This window comes from Rhizobium rosettiformans W3, from assembly GCF_004912135.1.
GTDB classification, from domain to species: Bacteria; Pseudomonadota; Alphaproteobacteria; order Rhizobiales; family Rhizobiaceae; genus Allorhizobium; species Allorhizobium rosettiformans.
On the sequence record NZ_STGU01000001.1, the window covers coordinates 640,982 to 664,729 of the forward strand.

Consider the following 23,748-nt stretch of genomic DNA (forward strand, 5'->3'; position numbering starts at 1 on the left):
TGGTTTGCTGGTGTCTTTGACGTTGGCGCTTGGGTTACCCCCCTCTGTCCTGCCGGACATCTCGCCCACAAGGGGGGAGAGTGGCTGGGAGAGGCGTTGCGGCCTCACCCTCCCCTTGAGGGGGAGGGTCGGAGCGAAGCTCCGGGGTGGGGTGATGTGGATAGCGCTCGTATGCTGCTGTGACGTCGAACTCGTCGCCGGGGTCGCCCCCACCCGCCGCGTTGCGGCGACCTCCCCCCTCGAGGGGGAGGTGGGTCCCGAGAATGTCGCGGCCGATCTCCCCCCTTGTGGGGGAGATGTCACGAAGTGACAGAGGGGGGTAAGACCGCGCGCCAACGCCATGGAACCGCTTACACCCCCGTCGCCGGGATGCCCGTGCGTTCCACCTTGCGCGGCGCCACGAGTTCCTTCCAGGTCGAGAGCGCCTTGGAGACCGCCGGGAAGGGTTCGCGACGCACGAACTTGCCGTGGCCCTCACGGGTCTTCACCGCGCTCTCTTCAATCGCGACATAACCGCGGGTCAGCGTGTAGCGCGGCAGGCCTGTCACTTCCTTGCCCTCGAAGACATTGTAGTCGATCGAGGACTGCTGGGTCTTGGCGGAGATGGTCTTGGAGCGCTTGGGATCCCAGACCACGAGGTCGGCATCGGCGCCGACGAGCACGGCGCCTTTCTTCGGGTATATGTTGAGGATCTTGGCGATGTTGGTCGAGGTGACCGCGACGAATTCGTTCATCGTCAGGCGGCCGGTCGCAACGCCATAAGTCCAAAGCATCGGCATGCGGTCTTCAAGGCCACCGGTGCCGTTCGGGATCTTGGCGAAGTTGCCGACGCCGAAGCGCTTCTGTTCGCTTGTGAAAGCGCAGTGGTCGGTGGCAACGACCGAGAGCGAGCCCGACTGCAGACCGGCCCAGAGTGAGTCCTGGTGCTGCTTATTGCGGAAGGGGGGCGACATGACGCGGCGGGCGGCGTGGTCCCAGTCCTTGTTGAAATATTCGCTCTCGTCGAGCGTCAGGTGCTGGATCAACGGCTCGCCGTAAACGCGCATACCCTTCTGGCGGGCGCGGCGGATCGCTTCATGGGCCTGTTCGCAGGAGGTGTGCACGACATAGAGCGGCACGCCCGCCATATCGGCCAGCATGATGGCGCGGTTCGTCGCTTCGCCCTCAACCTCGGGCGGACGGGAATAGGCGTGCGCCTCCGGGCCATTGTTGCCTTCGGCCAGCAGCTTTGCGGTCATCGAAGCGACGACGTCGCCGTTTTCGGCATGCACCATCGGCAGCGCGCCAAGTTCTGCGCAGCGCTGGAAGGAGGCGAACATCTCGTCATCGTTCACCATCAGCGCGCCCTTGTAGGCCATAAAGTGCTTGAAGGTGTTGATGCCGCGATCCTGGACGACCGTCTTCATCTCGTCGAAGACGCGTTCGTTCCAGCCGGTGATCGCCATGTGGAAGGAATAGTCCGCCGTGGCCCGCGAGGTCTTGTTGTCCCACATCTGCAAGGCTTCGAGCAGCGACTGATCCGGGCCGGGCAGGCAGAAGTCCACGACCATGGTCGTGCCGCCGGAGAGGCCGGCGCGGGTGCCGCTTTCGAAATCATCGGCAGAGTAGGTGCCCATGAAGGGCATTTCGAGATGCACATGCGGATCGATGCCGCCCGGCATGACATAGCAGCCCGCCGCATCCAGCACGGTGTCGCCGGACAGGTTCGGTCCGATCTCGACGATCACGCCCCCCTCGATCTTGACGTCGGCCTTGTAGGTCAGATCGGCGGTGACGATCGTGCCGCCCTTGATGACTGTGGTGGTCATGTGGTCTCTCCCCGTGTCGTGTTCTTGATGCTTGCGCGGTTGGTTCGCGTTTGTGCCTTCGCCTGCGGCGCCCCCTCATCCGGCGCTACGCGCCACCTTCTCCCCTCTGGGGAGAAGAGGTCACGCAGACGTTGCGCGCCCCGACCTTCTGTTCGGACGCTGCGGCGACGTGAGCGAATACTGGGGTCCGACGAGGCCACCGCGCGCTCCCTCTTCTCCCCAGCGGGGAGAAGGTGGTCCGAAGGACCGGATGAGGGGGCGCGGAGCGAAGGCCGTAGCAGCATGGCGATTACCGGTTCCTTTGCAACGCTGGTGAGAAGCGGATAGCGTCGCAAGGGTCTACGATCTGGCCCTGCAGAACGGCGAGAATTGTGTTCAGGACGGCGCGGCGTTCCTGCAGGACCTCGGCGTTCCAAAACCGAAGCACAGAGTAACCCTGCACGTTCAGCCACTCGGTTCGTCGTTCGTCGCGTTCGTTCTCCGCATGTTGGCTGCCGTCAAGCTCCACCACAAGCCTCTGTTCGCGGCACACAAAATCAACGATATAGACACCGATGGGGATCTGGCGGCTGAATTTGTGGCCATTCAGTTGACGATTGCGGAGGTCACCCCAGAGACGGTATTCGGCTTCGGTGTCGTTGTTGCGAAGGCTGCGGGCCTGGACTGTTTTTCCGGGCAGCCTTTTTGTCGGATCTTGCGGGTGTGTCATGGCCATTCGGCCCCCCTCATCCGGCGCTATGCGCCACCTTCTCCCCGAGGGGGAGAAGAGGTCACGCTGTCGTCGTGCGCTCAATGCGTTCCATGATGCGATCCAGCGGGGCTTAAGGTCAATGGTTACCTCAGACGTGGCAACGCGCTCCCACTTCTCCCCAGCGGGAAGAAGGTGGCCCAACGGGCCAGATGAGGGGGCGCGGAGCGAGCGTGTCACCCGACAATCTCCGCCGTCTCCAGAACCGCCCGGAGCAGCACGTCGCAGCCGGCGCTGGCCCAGTCCTTGGAAATCTCCTCCGCCTCGTTGTGGCTCAAGCCGCCGACGCAGGGGCACATGATCATGGTTGCGGGCGCCACCTTGGCGGCCCAGCAGGCATCGTGGCCGGCGCCGGAGATGATGTTCATGTGGCTGTAGCCGAGATCTTCCGCCGCCTTGCGGACAGAGGCGACGAGGGTCGGGTCGAAGGTCACCGGATCGAAATGACCGACGGCCTCGATCGAACAGCCGACGCCCAGAGCCGCGCAGATTTCGCCGGCTTCCTTCTCGATCCTCGCGCGCATGCCGTCGAGCTTGGCCTGCTCCGGCGAACGGATGTCGACGGTGAAGATCACCGTGCCCGGAAGCACGTTGCGGGAATTGGGCGAGAACTTCACCTGGCCGACGCCGCCGACGCAGCCTGGCTGATTGTCCATGGCGACCGTCTGTACCATCTCCATGATGCGGGCCATGGCAAGACCGGCATTGACACGGTGGTTCATCGGGGTTGAGCCGGTATGGGCTTCCTTGCCGGTCAGGGTGAATTCCAGCCACCAGAGACCCTGACAGTGGGTGACCACACCGATCTGCTTCTCTTCGGCTTCGAGGATCGGGCCCTGTTCGATGTGATATTCGAAATAGGCGTGCATCTTGCGGGAGCCGACCTCTTCGTCGCCGACCCAGCCGATGCGCTTCAACTCGTCACCGAAGTTCTTGCCCTCCATGTCCTTGCGGGCATAGGCGTAATCCTGCGTCAGCACGCCGGCGAAGACGCCGGAGGCGAGCATGGCGGGTGCGAAACGGGCGCCTTCCTCGTTGGTCCAGTTGGTGACGACGATGGGATGCTTGGTCTTGATGTTGAGGTCGTTCATCGAGCGCACGACTTCGAGACCTGCGAGCACGCCAAGCACGCCGTCATACTTGCCGCCGGTCGGCTGCGTGTCGAGGTGGCTGCCGACGTAAACGGGCAGCGCGTCGGGATCTGTGCCGGGGCGCGTCATGAACATGTTGCCCATGGTGTCGACGCCCATGGTCAGCCCGGCATCCTCGCACCAGCGTTGGAAGAGGCGACGACCCTCGGCATCCTCATCGGTCAGGGTCTGGCGATTGTTGCCGCCGGCAATACCGGGGCCGATCTTCGCCATCTCCATGAGCATGTCCCACAGCCGATCGCCGTTCACGCGAAGGTTCGTGCCGGGTTGCGCCGTCATTGCAGATCCTCACCTGTTTTACAGGGGTTCGGATCTTCCGCCCGTTCCCCAAGTTCCCGGGGTCAGCAACAGCGGCTTGTCTTTGTCTTTTCCGCTGTCGTATCGGCAGTTGCCTTTATTTGACATCTGTCCAATAATTTGACCGACTGGTAAAACATTACAACTTCCATCACGGCACTCAAGACAAAATCGGCAAAAATCTGCGACAAAAAACAAAGCAGATGCACAGATTTTGAGCGGTGATATTCTTGAGTGACTTCAGGGTCTTAGGCGGGGAACAACTCTAAGATGGCAATACCCAGAGCGGCGCAAACCCAGAGGCGGACGCGGATCCAGGAGGAGAAAGAGGAGCTCATCCTGGAAGCGGCGCTGGAGGTGTTTTCGCAGCGGGGATTCCATGGCTCGACGATCGACCAGATCGCCGAGGTCGCCGGCATGTCCAAGCCCAATCTGCTCTATTATTTCCGCACCAAGGAGGCGATGCACCGGGCGCTGATCGACCGGGTGCTGGAGAACTGGCTCGAACCGTTGCAGGCTTTCGATGCCGAGGGCGATCCGGAGCAGGAGATCCGCTCCTATATTCGCCGAAAGCTCGAGATGGCACGGGACTTCCCGCGCGAAAGCCGGCTCTTTGCCAACGAGATCTTGCAGGGCGCGCCGCATATCATGGCGGTCTTGGAGGGGCCGCTCAAAGAGCTGGTCGACGAGAAGGCCGAGGTTATCCGGGCCTGGATCGCGAGCGGCAAGGTGCGTGACTGCGATCCGCACCACATGATCTTCTCGATCTGGTCGACGACCCAGCACTATGCCGATTTCGACGTCCAGGTGAAGGCTGTGCTGGGGACAGGCCGCGGGGAGACGGATCGGTTCGAAGAGGCGGCAGGTTTCCTGGAAGGCCTGTTCGTCAGCGGCCTGATCGTCAAGCCGGTGCCTGTCAGTCCCTGAGCAGCCCCATCACGAGCAGCCCGGCCGCCGTGACCAGAGCGCCGATAAAGACGGCGGGGCTTGCCCAGCCATGGCCGAGCAGGCCTTCCAGCAAGATGATGAAGGTCGGTGTCAGGTAGCCGTAGCCGAGCACCTTGGGCGCGGGCAGGCGCATCGAGGCATATTGCAGCAACATGAAGGTAATTGCCGTGGTGACGATCGAGAGATAGGCGATCGTTGCCCAGACCGTCATCGGCAGGCTGGCGAAATCCGTCGTCGCGAGCGGTACGGCGCCGGTCGGCAAGAGCCAGGGGATGGTGAAGACAACGACCCAGAAGCCGAAGGCGATAGGGTTCTCACCAAGCCCGAAGCGGCGGATCAGAGGCACATAGGCGCCGTGGCAGACGACGCCGACGAAGTAGATCAATTCGCCCCGGCCGACGTCGAAGGACAGAATTGCCTGGATGTCGGCGCGGAAGATGACCCAGATCGCGCCCAGGGCTGCGATCACGAGGGCCGCGAGAACATCGGGGCGTGTCTTCTGGCCGATAAACAGGAGCGCAAAGCCGGCTGATATCAGCGGCATCAGGGTGAAGACGGCGCCCGTCTGCACAGGGCTCGTGAATTCGAGCGCGGCAAACATGGTCAGCATGTAGACGGCGATCAGGCCCCCGAGCAGGGCATAGCGCCAGACCCGGCGCGGTTTGCTGAAGGGCACGCGCAGAATGCCGAAGGTCATGATACCCATGACCACCATGGTCATCAGGTAGCGCCAGAGCGTCAACGGACCCGCCTCCAGGTGCTGGGCTGCCATGCCGCCGAAGGAGAAGGAGCCGGCAATGAGCGCGGCGAAGAGCAGCATGGCCGCATGCGCCATCAGCTTCTCGCGACCTTTGGCGTGGACCGTGTGCCGGTTGGTTGGCGCGGAAGGGGCTTCAGCCTGATCTGTCATGATATGTCTCGGGGTACCAGATGCATCACGTCTTGGTGGCGTGACTTGACCCGGCCCTCATTCTCATTCATCTGCGGCTCCGGGCGACAGCCGAGTGCTTCGTCCTGCGAGATCTCCCCGGCAGTTAATCGAAAGCTTCCCTGATGACAACGGCGATTGGCTTCAACGATACCGACAAGAGCACGAGCGCGGTGCTGCAGGACGTGATCGACTCCATGCATGACGAGCATGTCACGCTGCGCCAGATCCTGGAGCGGATGGGTGAGAGCGGGCTGCTTCTGCTCTGCGGCCTGCTGTCCTTGCCCTTTCTGGTGCCCGTGTCCATTCCCGGGGTTTCTACCGTCTTCGGTGCCGGGATCGTGCTGATCGGCATCGCCATCACCTTCAACCGTTTTCCCTGGCTTCCGGAAAAGGTGGCCGACCGCAAGCTCGAACGGGCGCGTCTGGTGCCGGTGCTGGAGCGCGGGCTTAAAGTTTTGCGCAAGGTGGACCGTTTCGTGCGTCCGCGTCTTCCGGGGCTCACTGCAGGCGCCGTCGTCAATCGCATCAACGGGCTCGTGCTCACAGCGGCAGGCGTTCTCCTCATGATGCCGCTCAGCTTCATTCCCTTCTCCAACACCCTGCCGGGTGTCGCCATCCTGCTGCTCTCGACCGGCATCTCCCAGCGTGACGGCATGGTCGTGGCCATGGGGCATCTGATGGTGGTGCTGACGCTGGTTTATTTCTCGGCGCTGGCTTACGCCGGATTTGCCGCCGGCCAGAGCCTGCTCGGCTGAGTTCTCACGACATGCTTACGCGCTGCGTTGCCAGAGATCTTCCCGCTGCAGCGCATGGGACCGGGCGAAGTCGATGAAGCCATCGGGGTTCATCGGGCGGGCCAGGGCATAGCCCTGCAGCGTCTGACACCCGAGATCGCGCAGGATTGCCGCGTGCTCCATGGTCTCGACACCTTCCGCGACGATGCCGATGCCGAAAGAGCGGCCGATGTCAACGATCGAGCTGATCAGCTTGCGTTGGGCCGGGTTGGCGACGATGGGCGCCACCAGTTGGCGGTCGATCTTCAAGCGGCTGGGCGACAGCTTGATGAGCGACAGGATCGAGGCATAGCCGGTGCCGAAGTCGTCGATCTCGATCGCAATGCCATGATCGCGGATCCGCTCCAGGCTTTCGGCGACCGCATCGGCCTTGTCGTCGAAGGAGATGGATTCCAGAAGCTCGAAGGACAGGCTGCCGGGAGCGACCGCGATCTTGTTCAGATGGTCGAGAAGCTTGTCTTCGAACAGTCGCTGGGCGGAGATGTTGACCGAGACATGCTCGATCCCCAGCCCCTCCGCCTGCCAGCGGGCAAGTGCAGCCAGCGCCTGATCGAGGATGCTGGCATCGATCTGTGCGACGACATTCAGGTTCTCGGCAATTTCCAGGAAGGCGTGCGGTGCTAGAATGCCCCGCTGCGGATGGCGCCAGCGGGCGAGAGCCTCGACGCCGTTGATCTCGAGCGTGCGCGCATCGAACTGCGGCTGGAACCAGGCGATGAAGTCGCCATCGGCGAGAGAGCGCAGGATCGCATCTGCCGTATGCTTGGTGTTGATGGTGCGGGCGCGCAGATGGTCGTTGAAACGTTCGACACGATTGCGGCCGCGGCGCTTGGCTTCGTAGAGGGCGATGTCCGCATTGACGAGCAGCTGTTCGGCTGTGAGTTCAGGCTCGATCCGGTCTGCAATGCCGATGGAGGCGCCGACGCGGCATTCGTGGCCGTTGTAGACGATGGGCCGGTTCACTGCTGCGATGAGGTCTTGCCCCAGGGCTTCGTAACTGTCCGCCGTGCCGCAGCCCAGGCAGACGATGACGAATTCATCCCCGCCGATGCGCGCGACGAAGTCGTCTGTGCCGACCCGCTGTCTTAGTTCGTCCGCGACATGGCGCAGTATGGCGTCGCCGGCTCCGTGTCCCAGCGTGTCATTGATCTCCTTGAAGCGGTCGAGATCCAGGTGCAGGACCGTCAGGCGCGCGCCGGGCTGATCGTCTCGGGTGACGAGATCCGCAAGCTGCTGGTCAAGGTAACGGCGGTTGGGCAGGGTGGTCAGCGCGTCGTGGAGGGCGTTGTATTCCATCCTCTGACGGGCTGCTTCGAGGTCTTCGTTGCGCAATGCGGTTTCGCGCTGCGCTTCGCGCAGATCCTCCTGCAATCGGATGTCTGCGCTAACGTCCCAATTCACGCCGAGAACCGTGACCTGGCCGTCCTCGTCGCGCGTGGCGATGCCCACGGCACGGATATGCCGGATCTCCCCGCCATCGCGGAGGATACGGAATTCGGTTTCGTAAGTTGCATTCTGTTCGATCGCCTTCGCCAGAGCCCTGTCGGATACGGGCAGGTCGTCTGGATGAACGCAAGATTTCCAGACGTCGTAGGAGGATTTCACGTCAGGGGAGACGCCGTAGAGCTGGTACATGCGCTCGTCCCAGCTGATGTCCCCGGATGCAAAGTCGAGTTCCCAGATGCCAATACGAGAGGCTTCCAGCGCCAGCCCGAGCCGGTGGGATACCGCTGTCAACTGCTGCTCGCGTTGTCTGAGGGCGGCATAGTTCTTCTGCCGCTCGCGTATCAGCCCCGCGACCCAGATGACGCTTCCTGCGATCAAGAGTGCCATGGCGGCGATCATGCCGCGGATGAGGAGGGCAGGCTTGCTGACCGCCTGCCAGCCGTCTTTGGGTGTGGCCGAAAGGGTCCAGCTTTCCGTGCCGAGATCGACGGTCATGGTCACCGGGTCATCGGTCAGGACATGGCTGTCGCCATAGATGACTACGGGATCCTTCGTCCCCCGACTATCGTCTGTGATCGTTACCGAGAGGGCAAGATCCGGTGCGCGCAGGCCGCTGTCATCGTAAAGGCGCGCAAGGTCCACGACGCCTGCGAGCCCGCCCCAGAAAGCGCGTTTGCCTTCATCATTGGTGATCGTCACCGGCAGGGTGATGATGAGCCCTCTGCCGCCATTGCGGAGGGGGAGGGGACCGGCAATGATGGTCTTGCCTTTGTCACGCAGCTGTTTGGCAGCTTCGGCGCCGCCGGGCGGTGGCAGGACCCAGTGGCCGATATAGGCTTTGTTTTCCTCGTAGGGATGGACGAAGGTCGTGATGAGGTTCGGAGCTGCGGCTATGCTTCCGATTTGCGAGGGTGTCGACAGCAAAGCGGTGGCAAGCGCATCGAAGCGCTTCTGCGTCACATAGGGTTCGGTCCCGATGACGGCGACCATGCCCTGCAGGAGTTTCATGTCGGCGTTGATATTGGCTTCAAGTTTCGTGCGGATCAGCCCGAGATCTTCTTCGACCGCGTTGCGGGCCGCCTCTCGGCTCAGTCTTTGCTGCTGCAGGTCAGCATAAAGCGCGGAGACGAAGACGCCGGCCAGAACGATCGCGCTCGGGATCAGGATCTGCAGCCGCGACCGCAAAATCGATGCCCCATCCGCATTCTTGCTCTTGGTCGCCATGATCTCCTAGCCCGGCTTGAGGCGCTCTGACGCTATGGTTGTGCCAGTTGTTGCCGGGATGGTGGGGTATGGCGCTGAATAATTTCTGAATCGATCTTCTAGAAACTGCACTTTTCTTGGGCTTTGAAGTATCCGGCCCGCTCAGGGCCGGATCTTCTTTCAAGCGATCACTCCGCGGCCTGAACCGCCATCGGATTGTTCGGATGGGTCGTCCAGTTGGCGTAGTTTGGATCAACCGGCTTGCCGGTGCGCTGGTCGAGTGTACCGGGCTCCAGGCCGACCATGGTGATGCAGTTCTCGACCGGACAGACATTGACGCAGAGGTTGCAGCCGACGCACTCGTCTTCCATCACCTCGAAATGCCTGACCCCGTCGACCATGCTGGTGATTGCCTGGTGCGAGGTGTCCTCGCAGGCAATGTGGCAGCGGCCGCATTTGATGCAGGCATCCTGATCGATATGGGCCTTGGCCACGTAGTTGAGGTTCAGGTATTTCCAGTCCGTCACGTTCGGCACGGCGCGGCCGCAGATGTCGTCGAGGCTCTGATGGCCCTTGGCATCCATCCAGTTGTTGAGGCCGGTGATCATCTCCTGAACGATCTTGAAGCCGTAGGTCATGGCCGCCGTGCAGACCTGCACGTTGCCCGCACCGAGTGCCAGGAATTCAGCTGCATCCCGCCAGGTGGTGACGCCTCCGATGCCGGATATCGGTAGGCCATAGGTCTCCGGATCGCGGGCGATTTCGGAGACCATGTTCAGTGCGATCGGCTTGACCGCCGGGCCGCAATAGCCGCCATGGCTGCCCTTGCCGCCGATGCTGGGGTTTGGCGAGAAGTTGTCGAGATCGACCGAAACGATCGAGTTGATCGTGTTGATCAGCGACACGGCATCGGTGCCGCCGCGCTTGGCGGCGCGGGCGGGGTTGCGGATATCGGTGATGTTGGGCGTCAGCTTGGTGATGACGGGCATGCGAGTGTATTGCTTGCACCAGCGCACGACCATTTCGATGTATTCCGGGACCTGACCGACGGCCGAGCCCATACCGCGTTCGGACATGCCGTGCGGACAGCCGAAGTTGAGTTCGATGCCATCAGCGCCGGTTTCCTCGACCAGCGGCAGGATCGCCTTCCACTCTTCCTCGACGCAGGGGACCATGATCGAGGCGACAAGCGCCCGATCCGGCCAGTTCTTCTTGACCATCTTCATTTCCTGCAGGTTCACCTGCAGGGGACGGTCGGTAATCAGTTCGATGTTGTTGAGGCCAAGCAGCCTGCGGTCAGCGCCCCAGATCGCGCCATAGCGCGGACCGTTGACGTTGACGACCGGCGGCCCTTCCGAGCCGAGCGTCTTCCAGACGACGCCGCCCCAGCCCGCCTTGAAGGCGCGCTCGACGTTATAGGCCTTGTCTGTCGGCGGGGCAGAGGCCAGCCAGAAGGGGTTGGGCGACTTGATGCCGACGAAGTTGTTGCGGAGATCAGCCATGTTTCTAATCCTCTCGAAGCGGGTGCGTCATGCGACTGCGCTCACGCCCGCCGTTGCAACGGCGAGAGAGCGGTTGATGCTTTCGGCGGCATCGCGGCCCATGGCGACGGCGGAGACCGTCAGGTCCTGGCCGCCGAAGGCGCAGTCGCCGCCGGCCCAGACACCCGGGATCGAGGTGCGGCCTTCGGCGTCGATGGCGATCTTGCCGCCTTCAACCTTCAGACCGTCCAGCCCCTGACCATCCAGTTTCTGGCCGATCGCGACGAGGATCTGGTCCGCCTTGATCTCGGTCGTATGGCCGGTGCCCTTCATCAGGCCGTTTTCGAGGTGGGTGTATTCGAAGGTGATCGCAGAGCAGTGGCCGCCGTGATGAGCGACTTCCTTCGGCTGCAGCCAGTGGCGGATGTGAACGCCCTTCGAGGTCGCGAGATCCTGCTCGAACTCGGAAGCGTTCATGTGCTCCTTGCCACGGCGGTAGCAGATCGTGACATTCTCCGCGCCGAGAAGCTTGGCCTGGACCGCCGCATCGATCGCGGTCATGCCGCCGCCGATGACGACAACGTCACGGCCGACAGGAACGTCGGCCTTGTCGCTGGCCTGGCGCAGATGGGCGATGAATTCGACCGCGTCGAGCACACCGTTGATCTTGGCGCCGGGGATGTTCAGCCCGTTGACGTTGCCGAGCCCGGCGCCGATGAAAACGGCGTCGTGCTTGGCCTGGAGATCGGCGAGGGTGAAATCGCGGCCCATCATCTGGCCGTCGAGCACATCGATATTGCCGAGTGACAGGATGTAATCGACTTCCTTCTGGGCGAAGTCATTGGGCGTCTTGTAGGCGGCGATGCCGTATTCGTTGAGGCCGCCGGCCTTTTCGCGGGCTTCGTAGATGGTGACCTGGTGGCCGTGCATGGCCAGCCGATGGGCGGCGGCAAGGCCTGCAGGGCCGGCCCCCACGATCCCCACCGTGCGACCGGTGGAGGCGGCCGGGCGATAGAACTGGCGGCCTTCTTCGATGGCGATATCCGTGGCGTAACGTTGCAGGCGGCCGATTTCGACCGGGCGCTCTTCCGCCGTGTTGCGCACACAGGCCTCTTCGCAGAGCGTTTCGGTCGGACAGACGCGGGCGCACATGCCGCCGAGAATGTTCTGGTCGAAGATGGTCTTGGCGGCGCCGATCGGATTGCCAGTCGATATCTGCCGAATGAACATCGGGATATCGATGGCGGTGGGACAGGCCGTCATGCAGGGCGCGTCATGACAGAAGTAGCATCGGTCGGAGGCGACGAGGGCCTCGTGGTCGCCGAAGCGTGGATGCAGGTCGGAGAAATTCTTTGCATAATCGGCAGCGTCAAGCCGCCCGGCCTTCAGGCCCGGTTCCAGTCTTCGCATCGCAGTTCCCTCTTTTATATTCGAAGCGATGCAGGGAAGCGTAACTCAGGATCAAAGTTTTATCAAACGGTAAAAATTTGAGTTTTTGAGGCTCCAGGCCCTGAGAATGCGGGATAGTTGACCCCTGTCAAATCTCCCAGGAACCCGAGGCGCGGTACAGCTTGCTGTGAAAACATGACAGAAATCGTCAACTATATACTTTACTCGATTAGTCATGTTTTGTATGCCTCTCCGCAGAGGGATGGCGAAGCGCCGCCGAAGATCGGATTCGAGGAGACGAGACGTCATGGCGAAGAAGAAAAAGCAGGGACAGAAGAGGACCGGAAGCGAGGTTTCGGCTCAATCCGTCGCACAGAAAACCCAGGCAGAAGTGCGCAGTTTTCTCTATGTCGGCGGCCGCGATTGCCAGGTCGCGCATCTGCGACAGATCGCCAGCAATTTTGGTGCGGAACTAATTCACCATGATGGGGGTTTACGTGAAGCGGTATCGCGTATCGACACAGTGCTTCCCTCTGTCGACTGCGTCTTCTGCCCTATCGACTGTATCAGTCACGATGCGTGTCTGCGCGTGAAGAGCGGTTGCAAAATTGTGAAATCGTCACTTTGCCGGGCTTGTATGAACGAAAGTCCGCACCCAAGTACGTCAATGTGAACCGGGCCCCCGCCCTTATCATCGATTTTCCCGCGCCCAGATGGCAGCGGAACGCCAACGCCCGGTCGTAGACGTTTCCTGAGCCAGTCTCATGCGGGAAACAGAGGAACTTTCCGCATGAACGTCCAGCCTCCCGTTGCGAAGACGATCCTCAACGCAGTCCCGATCCTCCCCTCCCTGAATTTTGCCGAAACACGCAATTTTTACGTCGAGTATCTCGGTTTCGAAGATGTCGGCTTCGACGGCCTCGATTATCTCGTGGTCCGTCGAGACGGCATGGAGCTCCATTTCTGGTTGAGTGACGATCCCCTCCAGTGCCAGAATAGCTCGGTCTTCTTCCGCGCCGATGCGCCGGCCGAGATCTATCGCGATTTCTGCGACCGTGGGATCGAGGCCATCCGCCCGGCCGACTGCCAGGATGGCAGCATCCGTTTCCACGTGCGTGACCCGCACGGAAACCTTCTGATGTTCTCCGGCATGGGCGCGCCCGCGCTCGCGCACTGAGTCTTTTCAAGTGCTTTCAGGCTTCCGCTGAGCTTCCAGCGGAGGCTCAGCTTCGTCTCGACATTGCTGCACCCACCGCCAACAGAAGCCAGGATGCGATGAGCGTCATGCCGCCTGTTGGCGCAGCCATGGGGAAAAGACCCGTGCCTGCGAAATGACGAGCAACGAGATCGCCGGCGAAGAGCGCCGTCCCCAGCGTCATCCCCAAAGCCCCCAGACCTGACAGCCTCAGCCGCTCGCCTGCAAGGGAGAGCGCGAGCAATGCCGGCGCATGGGCGAGGCAAATGGTCGAGGCGGGTCGTAGCAAAGCCTCGCCGCCTGCGTGGCTTGCCGCGGCGGCAAGGCCGACCCCGGCCGCGCCGATCAGTCCGGCAGCGACTGCCGCCCAGCGGTTGTCCCGGATCATCGCCATCTGGGTCATTCCTTGTTCTGCATGTGAAAGGCGAGCTTTTCGATGGGCGGCCAGATGATCTCGCGCAGCTTCGGATGCTCCACGGTTTCGTCGAGCGCCCGGCGGAAGCACAAGAGCCATTCGTCGCGCTCGACCGGGCCGATCTCGGCGACGAAATGGCGACGCCGGAGCATCGGGTGGCCACGCTTCTGCATATAGATCGGCGGGCCGCCGAGATAACCGGTGAGATATTCGTAGAATTTCTCTTCGCTGCCCGTCAGATCCGGCGGATGCACGGCCCGGCAATGGGCTGCCTCGGGGAGAGTGTCCATCAATTCGTAGAAGCGGCGCGTGAGTGCCTTGACGGTCGGGTCTCCGCCAATCGCTTCATAAAGGGTAATTGTCTCGTCGCTCATGCTGTGTCGTCCTCAGGTGAGGTCTTTTCGCGCTTTCGGCGCGCTGTTGCAACCGACGAGCACCCTGCGTGGCAATCCGGCGCAGCTGCGCATCTGTTCCTTCAGAAAAGCAGGGGACATCAAGCCTTCGACATGCCATAAGGGCGCCGATTTCCAGCAGGCACCTTGTCCATGATCCGCATCGAAAACATCTCCAAGCAGCTCAGCCACCGCATCCTCTTCATCGAGGCATCCGCCGCCTTGAACCGGGGTGAGAAGATCGGCCTTGTCGGGCCGAACGGCGCGGGCAAGACCTCGCTCTTCCGGATGATCATCGGCCACGAGCAGCCGGACGAGGGGCAGGTCTCGGTCGATAAGGGTGTCACCATCGGCTATTTCAGCCAGGATGTCGGTGAGATGTCCGGCCGCTCGGCCGTGGCGGAGGTGATGGACGGGGCAGGGCCGGTCAGCATCGTTGCCGCCGAGTTGCGCGAGCTGGAGGCCGCCATGGTCGATCCGGATCGCATGGACGAGATGGACGCGATCATCGAGCGCTATGGCGAGGTGCAGGCGCGCTACGAAGAACTCGACGGCTACGGTCTGGAGGGCAGGGCGCGTGAGGTGCTGGCCGGTCTCTCCTTCTCCGAGACCATGATGGACGGCGATGTCGGCGCCCTCTCCGGGGGATGGAAGATGCGCGTGGCACTTGCCCGCATCCTGCTCATGCGCCCCGACGTGATGCTGCTCGACGAACCGTCGAACCATCTCGACCTCGAAAGCCTGATCTGGCTCGAGCAGTTCCTTAAAAACTATGACGGCGCGCTGCTGATGACCTCGCATGACCGCGAGTTCATGAACCGCATCGTCACCAAGATCATCGAGATCGATGCGGGGCAGCTCAACAGCTATTCCGGCGACTATGAATTCTATGAGGGCCAGCGGGCGCAGAACGAGAAGCAGCAGCAGGCGCAGTTCGAGCGCCAGCAGGCGATGCTCGCCAAGGAGATCAAGTTCATCGAGCGCTTCAAGGCGCGCGCCAGCCATGCCTCACAGGTACAGAGCCGGGTGAAGAAACTCGAGAAGATCGACCGCGTCGAGCCGCCGAAGCGCCGTCAGGTGGTGGCCTTCGAATTCCAGCCGGCCCCGCGTTCCGGCGAAGACGTGGTCAGCGTCAAGGGCGTCTCCAAGCGTTACGGCGACAAGGTGATCTATGACGGCTTCGACTTCATCGTCCGGCGCAAGGAGCGCTGGTGCATCATGGGCATCAACGGGGCAGGCAAATCGACGCTCCTGAAGCTGGTTGCGGGCGATTCGAAGCCGGACGAAGGCACTGTCGCAATCGGTGCCAACGTGAAGATGGGCTATTTCGCCCAGCATGCCATGGACGTGCTCGATGGCGAGATGACGATCTTCGAGATGCTGGAAACGAGCTTCCCGCGCGCCGGTCAGGCCCCGCTGCGTGCGCTTGCGGGCTGCTTCGGCTTTTCCGGCGATGATATCGAAAAGCGGATCCGGGTGCTCTCGGGCGGCGAGAAGGCCCGTCTGGTCATGGCGATGATGCTGTTCGACCCGCCGAACCTCCTGGTCCTCGATGAGCCGACCAACCACCTCGATCTCGACACCAAGGAAATGCTGATCAAGGCCTTGTCGCAGTTCGAAGGCACCATGCTCTTCGTCAGCCACGACCGCCATTTCCTTGCGGCCCTGTCGAACCGGGTGCTGGAACTGACGCCCGAAGGCGTCTTCCAGTATGGCGGCGGCTATACCGAATATGTCGAGCGCACCGGCCATGAGGCGCCGGGCCTCAGGAGCTGAGGCCCGACGTCGCTTGTCGGTGACTTAGGCGCCGGTGGCGCTTCTTTCTGCGCGTAAGGCCGCGATCTCCGATCGCAGCGCCTGCATCTCCCGGAGCAGATCGGCATTGTCGACATGCAGCGTCTTCAGGTCGGCATCCGTGTCGGCCATGCTCTGTTCCTGCATCGCCGAGACGATCACACCGATGAAGAGGTTCAGCACCGAATAGGTGCTGAGCAGGATGAAGGGCACGAAGAACATCCAGGCATAGGGATGGACCTCCATGACCGGTCGGACAATGCCCATCGACCAGCTTTCGAGCGTCATGATCTGGAAGAGCGAGTAGGTGGACGCGCCGAGGTTTCCGAACCAATCGGGGAAGCTTTCGCCGTAAAGCTTGGTCGCCATGACGGCCGAGACATAGAACAGCATGAAGAGCAGCACGATTATCGAACCCATGCCGGGCAGGGCGGAAATCAGGCCGCCGATGACCCGGCGCAGCGAGGGCACGATCGAGATCAGGCGGAGCAGACGCAGGATGCGCAGCGCGCGCAGCACCTGGAACGGTCCGGTTGCCGGAATGAGCGCGATCGCGACAATCGAGAAGTCGAAGATGCTCCAGGGATCGCGGAAGAAGGCGAGCCGGAAGGTGTAGAGCCGCGCGGCGATCTCGACCACGAAGATCGTCAGAATGGCACGGTCGATCGTCAGCAGCACCGGCCCCATCATCTGCATGATCTCGGGTGACGTCTCGAGACCCAGCGTGACCGAGTTGATCAGAATGATGGCAATGATGAACCGCTCCCACTCGTTCGAGGAGAGGATCTTTTTCAGCTTGTCGCGCATGGTAAGGCTCCGAAGAAAACTGCACGACGAAAAGCCGATGGAATAAGGCGCGTCAAGCGCCCACTTCACGCGGAAAGGGCCGCTCACGCGCCTTTTTGGGGAAGATCGTGGAGTAGCTCTTCGTGCCTAGTCGGAATGGCCATTGAAGGTCGAATGCCACTTCCAGGCAGAGCGTATGATGTCGTCGATGCCATGCTTTGGATCCCAGCCGAGAACCTCGCGGGCAAGGGCGTTGCTGGCCACGAGGCCGGGCGGATCGCCCGGTCGGCGGTCGGTCCGCTTGACGGGCAACGGACGGCCGGAGACCGTCTCGATCGCCTCGATCAGTTCCTTGACGGTCGTGCCGTTGCCGGTGCCGAGGTTGATGGCGATCGTCTCGCCGCCGTTCAGCAGATATTCGACGGCGCGGACATGGGCGTCGGCGAGATCGTTGACGTGGATATAGTCGCGGATACAGGTGCCGTCGCGGGTGTCATAATCTTCGCCGAAGATCGAGAAGAACTCGCGACGACCCAGCGCCGTCTCGATGGCGAGCGGAATGGCGTGGGTTTCGGGCGAATGCCACTCGCCGATGCGGCCTTCGAAATCGGCGCCGGCGGCATTGAAATAGCGCAGCATGACGGAGCGCATGCGGCCGCAGAGGTTCAGGTCACCCAGCGCCTGTTCGACGATGTGCTTGGTGCGGCCGTAAGGATTGATCGGCTTCTGGCCGTGCTTCTCGTCGAGCGGCAGATAGTCCGGCGCACCATAGGTGGCGCAGGTCGAGGAGAAGACGAAGTTGCGGATATCGGCTTCACTCAGGCACTGCAGCAGGCTGAGCGTGCCCGAGACGTTCACGTCGTAGAAGTGCTCCGGCTCCTTGAAGGACTGGCCGACCTCGATCAGGCCGGCGAAATGCATCGCGGCCTTCGGCTGGTATTTTGCCAGCACTTCCTTCAGCCGCGCCTTGTCCCTGATATCGCCCTGTTCAGCTGGGCCCCATTTGACGAATTCCGGATGGCCCGAGGTGAAGTTGTCGTAGACGACCGGCAGATAGCCGCGCTCGGAGAGGGCGAGGCAGGTGTGGGAGCCGATATAGCCGGCGCCGCCGACAACGAGGATGGGGGTGGCAGTCATGGTCATTCTCGCATCAGAGCGGGGCGTGGACGAAAGCGGGCATCTCTGCCTGCTCCCTCGACTTTGAAAGGAAGAGGCGGGCGGTGTCGAGGGCCTCGCGGATCGTCACGTCCATGTCGAGATAGCGATAGGTCGCCAGACGCCCGACGAAGGTGACGGATTTCTCCTGGTTGGCGCGGTCGACATAGTCGGCAAGCTGCGCCTTCTCCTCAACGAGGCGGATCGGGTAGTAGGGGATGTCGTCCTCGCCGCAAGCGCGGGAGAATTCGCGGTAGCAGACCGAGCCCTCGTGGCTTTCCCAGGGCGAGAAATGCTTGTGTTCGGTGATACGGGTATACGGCAGCGATGCATCGCCGTAGTTCATGACGGCACAGCCCTGGTAATCGCCTTGGTAGGTGAAGCGCTCGAAGTCCAGCGTGCGATAGCCGAGGCGGCCGAATTCATAGCCGAAGTAACCGTCGAGCGGACCGGAATAGAAGAGATGGGCATAATCATGCGGCGCGCGCGGATCGAAGCGATGGCCGAGCGTGACCTTGATCTTCGGATGGTCGAAGATCTTCTCGATCATGTCGGTATAGCCGTTTTCCGGCATGCCCTGGAATTTGTGGAAGAAGTAGTTGTCGTCATAGTTGAAGCGCACGGGCAGGCGCTTCAGGATCGAGGCGGGCAGTTCGGTCGGCGAGCAGCCCCACTGTTTTTCGGTATAGCCCTTGAAGAAGGCTTCGTAGAGGTCGCGACCGACGAAGCGCAGTGCCTGCTCCTCGAAGGTCTGAGGATCGGTGATGGTCTTGTCTGCCTGCTCCTCGATGAAGGCGCGCGCCTCGTCGGGGCGGAAGGTCTTGCCGAAGAACTGGTTGATCGTGTGCAGGTTAACCGGCAGCGAATAGACCTGACCCTGGCTCGTTGTCTTTACCCGGTTTTTGTAGGGCAGGAAGGTCTGATAGCTGTTGACATAGTCCCAGACTTCCGCGTCGTCGGTATGGAAAATGTGCGGACCATAGATGTGGACCATGACGCCGGTCTCGGCATCGCGCTCGGTGTGGCAGTTGCCGCCGATATGCTCGCGCGCGTCGAAGACCTCGACGTCAAAGCCGGCTTCTGCGAGTTCCCGGGCAATGACTGCGCCGGAAAGACCCGCGCCGACAATTCCGATTTTCTGACCCTGTGCCATCAGTTGGATGTTCCTCGATTTCCGGAGGGCGGCCACGGTTCCAGCATTCTCGCCTGCCGCATCTCGCCTATTGCAGATCGTCCGGCGGTGACCCGCCGGTCAGTTCTTGAAGCCCGTCAGACCGCCAGTTTCTCGCGCATCAGCGCATCGTAGGCGGTAATCAGCCGATTGACGTCAACGCCCTGCTCCTGCGGTCCGAAGCTCAGATGGCTGACGGTAAAGTCGGAATAGATGCAGGTGGGCCGTCCGAGAAAGGCCGGGAGGTCGACCGTCAGCATCTTCTCGTCGTCGCCTTTGGCGAGCGCCATGTGCTGCAGATCGCGGCCGAGCCAGGCGATGAAATTGATCGACTGGCGTTCCTGCCAATCGACCACCTTTGCAGGCAGCGGCAATTCCTTCTTCGGAGCGGCAAGGAAAAAGTCGTGCAGCTTGTTGGCCTTGTCCGGGTCGGTCCACAGGGTGCCGCCGAATCCGCCCGGTGGACGCTCGAAATGGCCAAGTGATGTCGGCAGAGCGCCCGAGGCCTGCTGAAAGTAGGCGCAGACGCCGTTGTTCACGACGTTGGCGGAGGTGACGAAGTAGTGCGGGTTCTTGCGGCGATGATCGATGAAGCCGGCGAGCCGATCGAGATCAACATAGACGATATCATCATCGCATTTCAGAAAGAGTGCGTCGGCGAAATCGGAAAGCCGTCTCGCGTAATATTGATAGGCCTGGAAATAAGGCATCTGCTCGCCCGGATTGCCGATATAGCGGCGGACCGGTGCATTCACGTGGCAAAGCTCGAGCGCAGAACCCCAGCCACCCCGGATCATGACATCTGCCCCTTCAGGAACCGATACCTCGGGCCACCGGCCAAGCACCACACCGTTGACCATCAGTTCAGGGGTTCCATCCGGATCGACGGAGAGGATGACCTCGTTGTCACGGCCCGGCGACAGGACGCTCGGGGTCAGCTTGGCCCAGGTGAGCTCCGCGTCGCTTCTGTCGGGATCATTAAGGCGCTCGCGCGGGCCCTTGCGCACCACACATTGCAGATTGTTCCAGCCGCCGACCACGATCTCATAGAAGGCGTCCGGCTCATGCTTCGGCAGAAGCGCGATGTGCAGGTCATTGGTGATCCGGGCTTCCAGCCGCAGCGGCGCACGGGAGGTTGCCGTGCCGCAAGCCTGATAGCTCACCGCATCGCCCATGTAGCGCAGCGGGCCGAACTCGCGGGTCACCCACTCGTGGTCCGCCTGCGAACGGGTGAAATCCCAGATATGCCATTCGTCGATCAGGCCGTCGGCCATGGCCTTCCGGACATAGCTGTTGAGTATCTGCATGCGGTGTTCGCGGCCGGCGAATGTAACGAGTATGACGGGCGCCATGTATTCCTCTTGGAAGCGGCAACTGATGGACGGTCCTCGGGATCAAAGGCGCTTCAGTGCGCCGATGCCGAGGAAGTTTCCGGACACGGATGCGTATTGCTGGGTAAATTCCCAGGCATAGAAATCCGACTCGGCCTGTTTCACATAGCTCCAGAACACCGAAGTGCCGGGGCAGGCCTGGGACGCGATATCGTGATGGACGATGATGCTGGCCGTCTTGCGCACCAGCAAGTGGTCAAACATTACGCCCTGGAGTGTATGATCGCCATCGATGAAGACCATTTCAGGCTTCAGCATCGACATGTAATCGATCACCTCCTGGGAGGTGGAGAAGTTCTTGATGTAGTGGACGGGCGTCGAGGAGATCTCGATGTACTTCTTCACGAAGGGGGTGGGGTCGATCGGGTCGACCGCCAGCGAAAACTCAAGCGGTGCGCCGATCTTCTTCAGCCATTCGTTGACGAGGATGAAGGTGCCGCCCCAACGGCAGCCGATCTCGGAATAGGTACGGATGTCGCGGGCGCTATGGGCGAGCCAGACGAGATAATGGGCGAGCTGTGAAGGATATTGCCACAGGTGTAGGCCCTTGCCGAAATAAGGGCCGAGCTCTGCCGGCTGCTGCTCAAGGCTCTCGTTGTTCAAGCCGAGGCTCGGGATGAATTCGTGCTCAAGATACTTGGTATCGTAGCACCGAGCGAGCGGAAGCGCGTGGATCTTCGCGATGGTGTTTTCGACTTCTCCGACCAGTGTCTCATAGTGCTGATATTTTTCCAGCATGGTGTTCCGGGCCTCTCGAAAGCGGTCTTACGGACCGCGGACAATTATGTATCAAGTAGAGAATTGCAGGCGGTGCCCGGACCCCGCTTCGGCCGGAAAGCAAGGGGCGCCAGCAAAGCGGCGCCGCTTGAATTCAGGACCGTGACGGCCACAGGCGCGTGTCATGCGCAACGGGATGGAAATCGTGCCAGTTCTGGATCTGGTCGGTGTAGCGCTTGCGATAGCTCGCTTCGTCTTCGAACTCGACCTCGGCCAGCATCACGTCCGTGCCGATCTCGTAATACATTTCCATGTTGGAGAGATCCGGTACCGGCGTCTCGCCGCGTTCCCGCTCGCCCTGCATCTGCCAATACAGTTCTTCCAGACGGCGCACGAGGCGGGGGATGTCGCGCAGGGCGCAGGTGTCGCGCTGCGCCTGCAGCGAGTTGCGGATCTGAGCGAGACCTGCCTTGTCCTTGGCCAGAGCGACCGCCTTGCGCACATAGTCGTCCGGTGTGGCGCAGATCAGTTCAGGCACGCCGGCCGATTTGACGATGCTGCTGCAGAAGCGTGAGGCGAAGCTCTTGCCGGGAACCGTGAGAACCGGAAGGCCCATGGTCAGTGCGTCGGACGCGGTGGAGTGCGCGCCGTAGGGGAAGCTGTCGAGGAACAGGTCCGCAATCGCGATGCGGGCGAGGTGGTTCGGATTGGGGACCTTGGAGGCAAAGTAGATGCGGTTCGGGTCCACGCCGGCGGATGCTGCCAGATCGCGCAGACGCTGGTTGACCGCATCCGAGCCGCCGAGGAGCCAGAGGATGCTGCCGGGCGTGGCGGTCAGGATCGCCATCCAACGGGTGAAGACGGCGGCGGTGATCTTCTGCATGCCGTTGAAGCAGGCAAAGACAAAAGCATCCCCGGGAAGGCCATATTCGGCGCGCGCCGGACGCGGACCGATCACGCGCTTGCGGTCGACCGGCTGGTTGCACGGGATATAGAGGACCTTTTCCGTGTAATACAGTTCATTGCCCGGCGGAATGATCTGCTCGTCAGCGATGATGTACTGGTGCACCGGGCTCGCCATGGTGCCCGGATAACCGCAGAAGTTCACGATGACCGGGGCAGGGCGGTAGGAGAAGATCTTGGTACGGGCGAGCTTGGTGTAGCCGTTGACGTCGATCAGGATGTCGATCTGGTCGGCCATGATCTGCTTTGCCGCATCGAGATCCGACATTGCGGTGATGTCGCGCCAGACGTCGATCACGGCTTTCATGCGGGTCTGTGTCGCGTCGTTCGTTCGCGCCTCGCCGATGTAGTAGGCGTAGACCTCGACGGAGGTCTTGTCGTGCAGTTCCAGTACTTCGCTCAATGCGAAGCCGACGGCGTGGTCGCGCAGGTCCGAGGACACGTAGCCGATGCGCAGACGCTGGCCGGTGCCGGTCTTCTTGCGCGGCTCGGGCTTGTTGAGATGTGCGGGGTCAGGCCGACCGGCGAGCATCTTGTAGTAACGATAGGCCTTGGCCATCTGGTAGATCGGGTCGTCGGCGTAGCAGGCCAGCGGCAGAGGCGATATCGAATCGAGCATCTGCCGCTTGGTGACGAATTCGGAGCCCTGGACGACGGGCCATTTGCACTGATGCTGGCGCACCGAGATCCAGTGCTGGCCGGCTTCCGGCTTGTCGGGCCGAAGCTCGATTGCCTGCCACAGGGCGGTCTCGGCATCTTCAAGAAGGTTCGCGCCTTCCATCACGCGTCCGATGTGCTGCAGCGCCATCAGGCGATGCACCGATTTGTCCGGGGTAATCTCGTTGGTCGCGTCGACGAAGCTGCGCCATTGCTGGATCGCCTGGGCCCCGAGGCCGCAGTCTTCGTAAGTCCGTCCGAGATTGATGTGTGCCTGACCCATCAGGGGCGCCGCCTTCAGTGCCGCCTTCAAGGCGTTGATGGCGCCGGCGGTGTCGCCGAGTTGCTTGAGGATGACGGAGTAGTTGAAGAAGGCGAGATGCAGCAGGGGGCTCTGGTCGTTGAAGGCCGTCCAGGTTTTGTAGAGTTCAGCCGCAAGTGCCAGCTGGCCGGCCGCGCCCCACTGCTCGGCAAGCTGCAGCACTTCGAGCAGCGAGAGCTTCTGGCGTCTTGCCTTCTCCGTTGCTGCTGAAAGCTGTGCGTTCTGCTCCGGGGCGAATGCTGTATGTATCACCATCGACATCACATCTGTTGTCGGCCTTGGCAGGCCAGGTTTCGTTCCCGCGCAGCGGCGTTTCGACAACAGCTAGATTGCTTAGCTTGCTTTGGGCTTGCGTAGTCGTGCCCCGTCTTATCTTAGGACTTGCCAAATCACCTGATGTTGGGGGATAGCATCCTAGGAAAGAGGCGCCCGAAGTCGTGTGGGGCCAAGAATAGACCCATGAGTTCCACTGCGGTCTGTTAATAGAAAATTAGACTGTGAGCCCTAATCATCTGGGCAGGACTCGTCTCATCGCATCCGTCTGTTTGCGAATCGATGTGACAAGGTTCGCCTCCCGGTCCCGGGAATGAACCT

General features: G+C 61.6%; 19 protein-coding genes and 1 pseudogene. 5 read left to right on the plus strand and 15 right to left on the minus strand.

Translation table 11 applies throughout. The features are described from left to right. Window positions 1-350: 350 nt before the first annotated feature. The 3 genes from hydA to FAA86_RS03075 all read right to left on the minus strand — a co-directional run bounded on the left by hydA (window position 351) and on the right by FAA86_RS03075 (window position 3,986). Window positions 351-1,808: a dihydropyrimidinase gene (gene hydA / locus FAA86_RS03065; RefSeq protein WP_136538288.1), complete on the minus strand. Its 1,458-nt coding sequence runs from the start codon at window positions 1,806-1,808 to the stop codon at window positions 351-353. A gap of 289 nt (window positions 1,809-2,097) precedes the next feature. Next, window positions 2,098-2,736 carry an endonuclease domain-containing protein gene (locus FAA86_RS03070; protein ID WP_136538289.1) on the minus strand — a complete coding sequence of 213 codons (639 nt, stop codon included), beginning with the start codon at window positions 2,734-2,736 and terminating at the stop codon, window positions 2,098-2,100. Continuing rightward, entirely contained in the window at window positions 2,733-3,986 is a 1,254-nt protein-coding gene (locus tag FAA86_RS03075; protein ID WP_136538290.1) for a Zn-dependent hydrolase, read from the minus strand. The genes FAA86_RS03070 and FAA86_RS03075 overlap by 4 nt, the downstream gene beginning before the upstream one ends. A gap of 288 nt (window positions 3,987-4,274) precedes the next feature. Here FAA86_RS03075 and FAA86_RS03080 point away from each other — a divergent pair, with 288 nt between their 5' ends. Next, the gene (locus FAA86_RS03080) at window positions 4,275-4,931 is read left to right on the plus strand and encodes a TetR family transcriptional regulator C-terminal domain-containing protein (protein ID WP_136538291.1); all 657 of its coding nucleotides are present in this window, start codon (window positions 4,275-4,277) and stop codon (window positions 4,929-4,931) included. On the opposite strand, the gene FAA86_RS03085 is transcribed toward FAA86_RS03080, so the two are convergent. Beyond that, window positions 4,921-5,862, minus strand: a complete 942-nt coding sequence (locus tag FAA86_RS03085; RefSeq protein ID WP_136538292.1) for a DMT family transporter — start codon at window positions 5,860-5,862, stop codon at window positions 4,921-4,923. The genes FAA86_RS03080 and FAA86_RS03085 overlap by 11 nt on opposite strands. Before the next feature lie 143 nt (window positions 5,863-6,005). Here FAA86_RS03085 and FAA86_RS03090 point away from each other — a divergent pair, with 143 nt between their 5' ends. After that, the gene (locus FAA86_RS03090) at window positions 6,006-6,638 is read left to right on the plus strand and encodes an exopolysaccharide biosynthesis protein (RefSeq protein WP_113459746.1); all 633 of its coding nucleotides are present in this window, start codon (window positions 6,006-6,008) and stop codon (window positions 6,636-6,638) included. 15 nt (window positions 6,639-6,653) lie between these two features. On the opposite strand, the gene FAA86_RS03095 is transcribed toward FAA86_RS03090, so the two are convergent. The 3 genes from FAA86_RS03095 to FAA86_RS03105 form a co-directional block, all read right to left on the minus strand. Continuing rightward, complete coding sequence (locus tag FAA86_RS03095; RefSeq protein WP_136538293.1) at window positions 6,654-9,347, minus strand: bifunctional diguanylate cyclase/phosphodiesterase; 2,694 nt, start codon at window positions 9,345-9,347, stop codon at window positions 6,654-6,656. 167 nt (window positions 9,348-9,514) lie between these two features. Then, window positions 9,515-10,828: an NAD-dependent dihydropyrimidine dehydrogenase subunit PreA gene (preA, locus tag FAA86_RS03100; protein ID WP_136538294.1), complete on the minus strand. Its 1,314-nt coding sequence runs from the start codon at window positions 10,826-10,828 to the stop codon at window positions 9,515-9,517. Between the two features lie 27 nt (window positions 10,829-10,855). Beyond that, on the minus strand, window positions 10,856-12,217 hold the full coding sequence (locus FAA86_RS03105) for an NAD(P)-dependent oxidoreductase (RefSeq protein WP_136538295.1): 1,362 nt from the start codon (window positions 12,215-12,217) through the stop codon (window positions 10,856-10,858). A 286-nt stretch (window positions 12,218-12,503) separates the two neighbouring features. On the opposite strand from FAA86_RS03105, the pseudogene FAA86_RS03110 reads away from it, so the two are divergent. Then, window positions 12,504-12,803: pseudogene (locus FAA86_RS03110) on the plus strand (DUF2325 domain-containing protein); the annotation flags it as partial. Window positions 12,804-12,986: 183 nt separating this feature from the next. After that, the gene (locus FAA86_RS03115) at window positions 12,987-13,373 is read left to right on the plus strand and encodes a VOC family protein (RefSeq protein ID WP_136538297.1); all 387 of its coding nucleotides are present in this window, start codon (window positions 12,987-12,989) and stop codon (window positions 13,371-13,373) included. 46 nt (window positions 13,374-13,419) lie between these two features. On the opposite strand, the gene FAA86_RS03120 is transcribed toward FAA86_RS03115, so the two are convergent. Together FAA86_RS03120 and FAA86_RS03125 are read right to left on the minus strand one after the other, a co-directional pair. After that, window positions 13,420-13,785 (minus strand): DUF423 domain-containing protein, encoded by a 366-nt coding sequence (locus tag FAA86_RS03120; RefSeq protein ID WP_136538298.1) that lies wholly within the window; start codon window positions 13,783-13,785, stop codon window positions 13,420-13,422. Window positions 13,786-13,790: 5 nt separating this feature from the next. Further along, entirely contained in the window at window positions 13,791-14,180 is a 390-nt protein-coding gene (locus FAA86_RS03125; RefSeq protein WP_113459739.1) for a globin domain-containing protein, read from the minus strand. A gap of 171 nt (window positions 14,181-14,351) precedes the next feature. Between FAA86_RS03125 and FAA86_RS03130 the strand changes: the two genes are divergently transcribed. After that, on the plus strand, window positions 14,352-15,974 hold the full coding sequence (locus FAA86_RS03130) for an ABC-F family ATP-binding cassette domain-containing protein (RefSeq protein WP_136538299.1): 1,623 nt from the start codon (window positions 14,352-14,354) through the stop codon (window positions 15,972-15,974). A gap of 24 nt (window positions 15,975-15,998) precedes the next feature. Here FAA86_RS03130 and FAA86_RS03135 read toward each other — a convergent pair whose 3' ends face one another. From FAA86_RS03135 to FAA86_RS03160, 6 genes are all read right to left on the minus strand, one after another. After that, window positions 15,999-16,799: an ion transporter gene (locus FAA86_RS03135; RefSeq protein ID WP_136538300.1), complete on the minus strand. Its 801-nt coding sequence runs from the start codon at window positions 16,797-16,799 to the stop codon at window positions 15,999-16,001. A 126-nt stretch (window positions 16,800-16,925) separates the two neighbouring features. Further along, window positions 16,926-17,915: a UDP-glucose 4-epimerase GalE gene (gene galE / locus FAA86_RS03140; protein ID WP_136538301.1), complete on the minus strand. Its 990-nt coding sequence runs from the start codon at window positions 17,913-17,915 to the stop codon at window positions 16,926-16,928. Between the two features lie 13 nt (window positions 17,916-17,928). Beyond that, window positions 17,929-19,086 carry a UDP-galactopyranose mutase gene (gene glf / locus FAA86_RS03145; RefSeq protein ID WP_136538302.1) on the minus strand — a complete coding sequence of 386 codons (1,158 nt, stop codon included), beginning with the start codon at window positions 19,084-19,086 and terminating at the stop codon, window positions 17,929-17,931. 116 nt (window positions 19,087-19,202) lie between these two features. After that, entirely contained in the window at window positions 19,203-20,456 is a 1,254-nt protein-coding gene (locus tag FAA86_RS03150) for a DUF6250 domain-containing protein (RefSeq protein WP_167494863.1), read from the minus strand. Between the two features lie 42 nt (window positions 20,457-20,498). Beyond that, window positions 20,499-21,233: a hypothetical protein gene (locus FAA86_RS03155; protein WP_136538303.1), complete on the minus strand. Its 735-nt coding sequence runs from the start codon at window positions 21,231-21,233 to the stop codon at window positions 20,499-20,501. Window positions 21,234-21,366: 133 nt separating this feature from the next. Continuing rightward, window positions 21,367-23,409 carry an O-linked N-acetylglucosamine transferase, SPINDLY family protein gene (locus tag FAA86_RS03160; RefSeq protein ID WP_136538304.1) on the minus strand — a complete coding sequence of 681 codons (2,043 nt, stop codon included), beginning with the start codon at window positions 23,407-23,409 and terminating at the stop codon, window positions 21,367-21,369. Window positions 23,410-23,748 lie beyond the last annotated feature (339 nt).

Excerpts from the sequence above, each read along its gene's own strand:
- glf (WP_136538302.1), bottom strand. The coding sequence starts at position 19,086 with ATGGCACAGGGTCAGAAAATCGGAATTGTCGGCGCGGGTCTTTCCGGC.
- FAA86_RS03125 (WP_113459739.1), bottom strand. The coding sequence starts at position 14,180 with ATGAGCGACGAGACAATTACCCTTTATGAAGCGATTGGCGGAGACCCG.
- FAA86_RS03150 (WP_167494863.1), bottom strand. The coding sequence starts at position 20,456 with ATGGCGCCCGTCATACTCGTTACATTCGCCGGCCGCGAACACCGCATG.
- FAA86_RS03160 (WP_136538304.1), bottom strand. The coding sequence starts at position 23,409 with ATGGTGATACATACAGCATTCGCCCCGGAGCAGAACGCACAGCTTTCA.
- FAA86_RS03130 (WP_136538299.1), top strand. The coding sequence starts at position 14,352 with ATGATCCGCATCGAAAACATCTCCAAGCAGCTCAGCCACCGCATCCTC.
- FAA86_RS03155 (WP_136538303.1), bottom strand. The coding sequence starts at position 21,233 with ATGCTGGAAAAATATCAGCACTATGAGACACTGGTCGGAGAAGTCGAA.
- FAA86_RS03080 (WP_136538291.1), top strand. The coding sequence starts at position 4,275 with ATGGCAATACCCAGAGCGGCGCAAACCCAGAGGCGGACGCGGATCCAG.
- galE (WP_136538301.1), bottom strand. The coding sequence starts at position 17,915 with ATGACTGCCACCCCCATCCTCGTTGTCGGCGGCGCCGGCTATATCGGC.
- hydA (WP_136538288.1), bottom strand. The coding sequence starts at position 1,808 with ATGACCACCACAGTCATCAAGGGCGGCACGATCGTCACCGCCGATCTG.
- FAA86_RS03135 (WP_136538300.1), bottom strand. The coding sequence starts at position 16,799 with ATGCGCGACAAGCTGAAAAAGATCCTCTCCTCGAACGAGTGGGAGCGG.
- FAA86_RS03120 (WP_136538298.1), bottom strand. The coding sequence starts at position 13,785 with ATGGCGATGATCCGGGACAACCGCTGGGCGGCAGTCGCTGCCGGACTG.
- preA (WP_136538294.1), bottom strand. The coding sequence starts at position 10,828 with ATGGCTGATCTCCGCAACAACTTCGTCGGCATCAAGTCGCCCAACCCC.
- FAA86_RS03105 (WP_136538295.1), bottom strand. The coding sequence starts at position 12,217 with ATGCGAAGACTGGAACCGGGCCTGAAGGCCGGGCGGCTTGACGCTGCC.
- FAA86_RS03085 (WP_136538292.1), bottom strand. The coding sequence starts at position 5,862 with ATGACAGATCAGGCTGAAGCCCCTTCCGCGCCAACCAACCGGCACACG.
- FAA86_RS03090 (WP_113459746.1), top strand. The coding sequence starts at position 6,006 with ATGACAACGGCGATTGGCTTCAACGATACCGACAAGAGCACGAGCGCG.
- FAA86_RS03095 (WP_136538293.1), bottom strand. The coding sequence starts at position 9,347 with ATGGCGACCAAGAGCAAGAATGCGGATGGGGCATCGATTTTGCGGTCG.
- FAA86_RS03075 (WP_136538290.1), bottom strand. The coding sequence starts at position 3,986 with ATGACGGCGCAACCCGGCACGAACCTTCGCGTGAACGGCGATCGGCTG.
- FAA86_RS03115 (WP_136538297.1), top strand. The coding sequence starts at position 12,987 with ATGAACGTCCAGCCTCCCGTTGCGAAGACGATCCTCAACGCAGTCCCG.